The sequence below is a fragment of the Inhella gelatinilytica genome, assembly GCF_016093295.1.
In the GTDB taxonomy this organism is placed as follows: Bacteria; Pseudomonadota; Gammaproteobacteria; order Burkholderiales; family Burkholderiaceae_C; genus Inhella; species Inhella gelatinilytica.
On record NZ_JAEDAL010000017.1, the window covers coordinates 1 to 4,848 of the forward strand.

The window sequence follows — 4,848 nt, forward strand, 5'->3', positions numbered from 1 at the left end:
AAAACCCCCACCAGGCTAGCTGGAGGGGGTTTTTGGGGATATTAGCCTGACGATGTCCTACTTTCACACGGGCAATCCGCACTATCATCGGCGCTGAGGTGTTTCACGGTCCTGTTCGGGATGGGAAGGGGTGGGACCACCTCGCTATGGTCGTCAGGCTTAACTTGTTGGCTTGCAGCGTTTGGTCTGCAAACCCAATTCGTAGAGTCTCGAGATTGTATCTCGACTGAGGGTTAGTCAGGAATCAGCTTTGGATTGCGTGTTCTTTGAAGAACGACTTTTCGCAACCTTGATCCAATGTCAAGGTTATAGGGTCAAGCCTCACGAGCAATTAGTACTGGTTAGCTTAACGCATTACTGCGCTTCCACACCCAGCCTATCAACGTCCTGGTCTCGAACGACTCTTTAGGGGGCTCAAGGCCCCGGCAGAACTCATCTTGAGACGAGTTTCCCGCTTAGATGCTTTCAGCGGTTATCTCTTCCGCACTTAGCTACTCGGCAATGCCATTGGCATGACAACCGATACACCAGCGGTGCGTCCACTCCGGTCCTCTCGTACTAGGAGCAGGCTCTCTCAATTCTGCAGCGCCCACGGAAGATAGGGACCAAACTGTCTCACGACGTTTTAAACCCAGCTCACGTACCTCTTTAAATGGCGAACAGCCATACCCTTGGGACCGGCTACAGCCCCAGGATGAGATGAGCCGACATCGAGGTGCCAAACACCGCCGTCGATATGAACTCTTGGGCGGTATCAGCCTGTTATCCCCAGAGTACCTTTTATCCGTTGAGCGATGGCCCTTCCATACAGAACCACCGGATCACTTAGTCCTAGTTTCCTACCTGCTCGACTTGTCAGTCTCGCAGTCAAGCACGCTTATGCCTATGCACTATCAGCACGATTTCCGACCGTGCCTAGCGTACCTTCGAACTCCTCCGTTACGCTTTAGGAGGAGACCGCCCCAGTCAAACTGCCCACCATACACTGTCCCCAACCCGGATAACGGGCCAAGGTTAGAACCTCAAACACACCAGGGTGGTATTTCAACGTCGGCTCCATGCGAACTAGCGTCCGCACTTCAAAGCCTCCCACCTATCCTACACAGATCTGTTCAAAGTCCAATGTAAAGCTACAGTAAAGGTTCATGGGGTCTTTCCGTCTTTCCGCGGGGAGATTGCATCATCACAAACATTTCAACTTCGCTGAGTCTCTGGAGGAGACAGTGTGGCCATCGTTACGCCATTCGTGCAGGTCGGAACTTACCCGACAAGGAATTTCGCTACCTTAGGACCGTTATAGTTACGGCCGCCGTTTACTGGGACTTCAATCAAGAGCTTGCACCCCATCATTTAATCTTCCAGCACCGGGCAGGCGTCACACCCTATACGTCGACTTTCGTCTTTGCAGAGTGCTGTGTTTTTAGTAAACAGTCGCAGCCACCGATTCTCTGCGACCCCTTTTAGCTCCGTTTGTACAACTTCACTGACTTGGGGCACACCTTCTTCCGAAGTTACGGTGTCAATTTGCCGAGTTCCTTCTCCAGAGTTCTCTCAAGCGCCTTAGAATACTCATCTCGCGCACCAGTGTCGGTTTGCGGTACGGTCGTCAATAGCTGAAGCTTAGTGGCTTTTCCTGGAAGCAGGGTATCACTCACTTCGTCTGCAAGCAGACTCGTTATCACCCCTCATCTAAGCCCGGCGGATTTGCCTACCAGGCACGACTACAGGCTTGAACCGGGACATCCAACACCCGGCTGAGCTAACCTTCTCCGTCCCCACATCGCACTATTGATCGGTACAGGAATATTGACCTGTTTCCCATCAGCTACGCATCTCTGCCTCGCCTTAGGGGCCGACTCACCCTACGCCGATGAACGTTGCGTAGGAAACCTTGCGCTTACGGCGAGGGGGCTTTTCACCCCCTTTAACGCTACTCATGTCAGCATTCGCACTTCTGATACCTCCAGCAGGCTTCACAACCCACCTTCACAGGCTTACAGAACGCTCTCCTACCACGCACATTGTGCTGTGCATCCGCAGCTTCGGTAACTGGCTTAGCCCCGTTACATCTTCCGCGCAGGACGACTCGATCAGTGAGCTATTACGCTTTCTTTAAATGATGGCTGCTTCTAAGCCAACATCCTGACTGTTTTAGCCTTCCCACTTCGTTTCCCACTTAGCCAATTTTGGGGACCTTAGCTGGCGGTCTGGGTTGTTTCCCTCTTGTGTCCGGACGTTAGCACCCGGTGCACTGTCTCCCAAGCTGTACTCATCGGTATTCGGAGTTTGCATAGGTTTGGTAAGTCGCCATGACCCCCTAGCCTAAACAGTGCTCTACCCCCGACGGTAATACTTGAGGCACTACCTAAATAGTTTTCGGAGAGAACCAGCTATCTCCAGGTTTGTTTAGCCTTTCACCCCTATCCACAGCTCATCCGCTAGTTTTGCAACACTAGTCGGTTCGGACCTCCAGTGCGTGTTACCGCACCTTCATCCTGGCCATGGATAGATCACCTGGTTTCGGGTCTACACCCAGCGACTAATTCGCCCTGTTCGGACTCGGTTTCCCTACGCCTTCCCTACTCGGTTAAGCTCGCCACTGAATGTAAGTCGCTGACCCATTATACAAAAGGTACGCAGTCACCCTTGCGGGCTCCTACTTTTTGTATGCATGCGGTTTCAGGATCTATTTCACTCCCCTCCCGGGGTTCTTTTCGCCTTTCCCTCACGGTACTTGTTCACTATCGGTCAATTACGAGTATTTAGCCTTGGAGGATGGTCCCCCCATGTTCAGACAGGATTACACGTGTCCCGCCCTACTTGTCGTACGCTTAGTTCCACAGAGTGCATTTCTCATACAGGGCTATCACCTTCTATAGCCGGGCTTTCCATCCCGTTTTGATATGCAGACTGCTAAAACGTACAGGCTCCTCCGATTTCGCTCGCCACTACTTTCGGAATCTCGGTTGATGTCTGTTCCTCGAGCTACTGAGATGTTTCAGTTCACCCGGTTCGCCTTGCATACCTATGTATTCAGTATGCAATACCCCTAAGGGTGGGTTTCCCCATTCGGAAATCTCCGGATCAAAGCTAATTTGCCAGCTCCCCGAAGCTTATCGCAGGCTATCACGTCCTTCGTCGCCTGTAATTGCCAAGGCATCCACCACATGCACTTAGTCACTTGACCCTATAACTTTGACATCGCTGACAGCAATGTCGTCAAGGACTCGATCGATTTAGAGGTCCGTAGCAATGAACCGGCTTCGTCTAATCTAGAAAGGAGGTGATCCAGCCGCACCTTCCGATACGGCTACCTTGTTACGACTTCACCCCAGTCACGAACCCTGCCGTGGTAATCGCCCCCCTTGCGGTTAGGCTAACTACTTCTGGCAGAACCCGCTCCCATGGTGTGACGGGCGGTGTGTACAAGACCCGGGAACGTATTCACCGCGGCAAGCTGATCCGCGATTACTAGCGATTCCGACTTCACGCAGTCGAGTTGCAGACTGCGATCCGGACTACGACCGGGTTTCTGGGATTGGCTCCCCCTCGCGGGTTGGCAGCCCTCTGTCCCGGCCATTGTATGACGTGTGTAGCCCTACCCATAAGGGCCATGAGGACCTGACGTCATCCCCACCTTCCTCCGGTTTGTCACCGGCAGTCTCATTAGAGTGCCCTTTCGTAGCAACTAATGACAAGGGTTGCGCTCGTTGCGGGACTTAACCCAACATCTCACGACACGAGCTGACGACGGCCATGCAGCACCTGTGTGCAGGTTCTCTTGCGAGCACTCCCAAATCTCTTCAGGATTCCTGCCATGTCAAGGGTAGGTAAGGTTTTTCGCGTTGCATCGAATTAAACCACATCATCCACCGCTTGTGCGGGTCCCCGTCAATTCCTTTGAGTTTCAACCTTGCGGCCGTACTCCCCAGGCGGTCAACTTCACGCGTTAGCTACGTTACTGAGAAGAAACCCTCCCAACAACCAGTTGACATCGTTTAGGGCGTGGACTACCAGGGTATCTAATCCTGTTTGCTCCCCACGCTTTCGTGCATGAGCGTCAGTACAGGTCCAGGGAGCTGCCTTCGCCATCGGTGTTCCTCCGCATATCTACGCATTTCACTGCTACACGCGGAATTCCACTCCCCTCTACCGTACTCTAGCTATGCAGTCACAAGTGCAATTCCCAAGTTGAGCTCGGGGATTTCACACCTGTCTTGCATAACCGCCTGCGCACGCTTTACGCCCAGTAATTCCGATTAACGCTTGCACCCTACGTATTACCGCGGCTGCTGGCACGTAGTTAGCCGGTGCTTATTCTTTAGGTACCGTCATCCTCCCGAGGTATTAACCCAGAAGATTTCTTCCCTAACAAAAGCGGTTTACAACCCGAAGGCCTTCTTCCCGCACGCGGCATTGCTGGATCAGACTTGCGTCCATTGTCCAAAATTCCCCACTGCTGCCTCCCGTAGGAGTCTGGGCCGTGTCTCAGTCCCAGTGTGGCTGGTCGTCCTCTCAGACCAGCTACGGATCGTTGCCTTGGTGGGCCTTTACCCCACCAACTAGCTAATCCGACATCGGCCGCTCCGATAGCGGGAGGTCTTGCGATCCCCCCCTTTCACCCTCAGGTCGTATGCGGTATTAGCTGCTCTTTCGAGCAGTTATCCCCCACTACCGGGCACGTTCCGATGCATTACTCACCCGTTCGCCACTCGTCGCCAGGTTGCCCCGCGTTACCGTTCGACTTGCATGTGTAAGGCATGCCGCCAGCGTTCAATCTGAGCCAGGATCAAACTCTACAGTTCGATCTGTTTTACTCAACGGAATCGAAGTGAACTTCACTTCTAT

At 53.1% G+C, this 4,848-nt stretch carries 3 rRNA genes; all 3 read right to left on the reverse strand.

The features are described 5' to 3' along the window. Window positions 1-44: 44 nt before the first annotated feature. Window positions 45-158: ribosomal RNA gene (gene rrf / locus I7X43_RS16210) — 5S ribosomal RNA — on the reverse strand. Window positions 159-310: 152 nt separating this feature from the next. After that, window positions 311-3,187 (reverse strand): 23S ribosomal RNA (locus tag I7X43_RS16215). An 89-nt stretch (window positions 3,188-3,276) separates the two neighbouring features. After that, a 16S ribosomal RNA gene (locus I7X43_RS16220) occupies window positions 3,277-4,805 on the reverse strand. The 16S, 23S and 5S rRNA genes sit together here, the layout of an rRNA operon. Window positions 4,806-4,848: the final 43 nt, after the last annotated feature.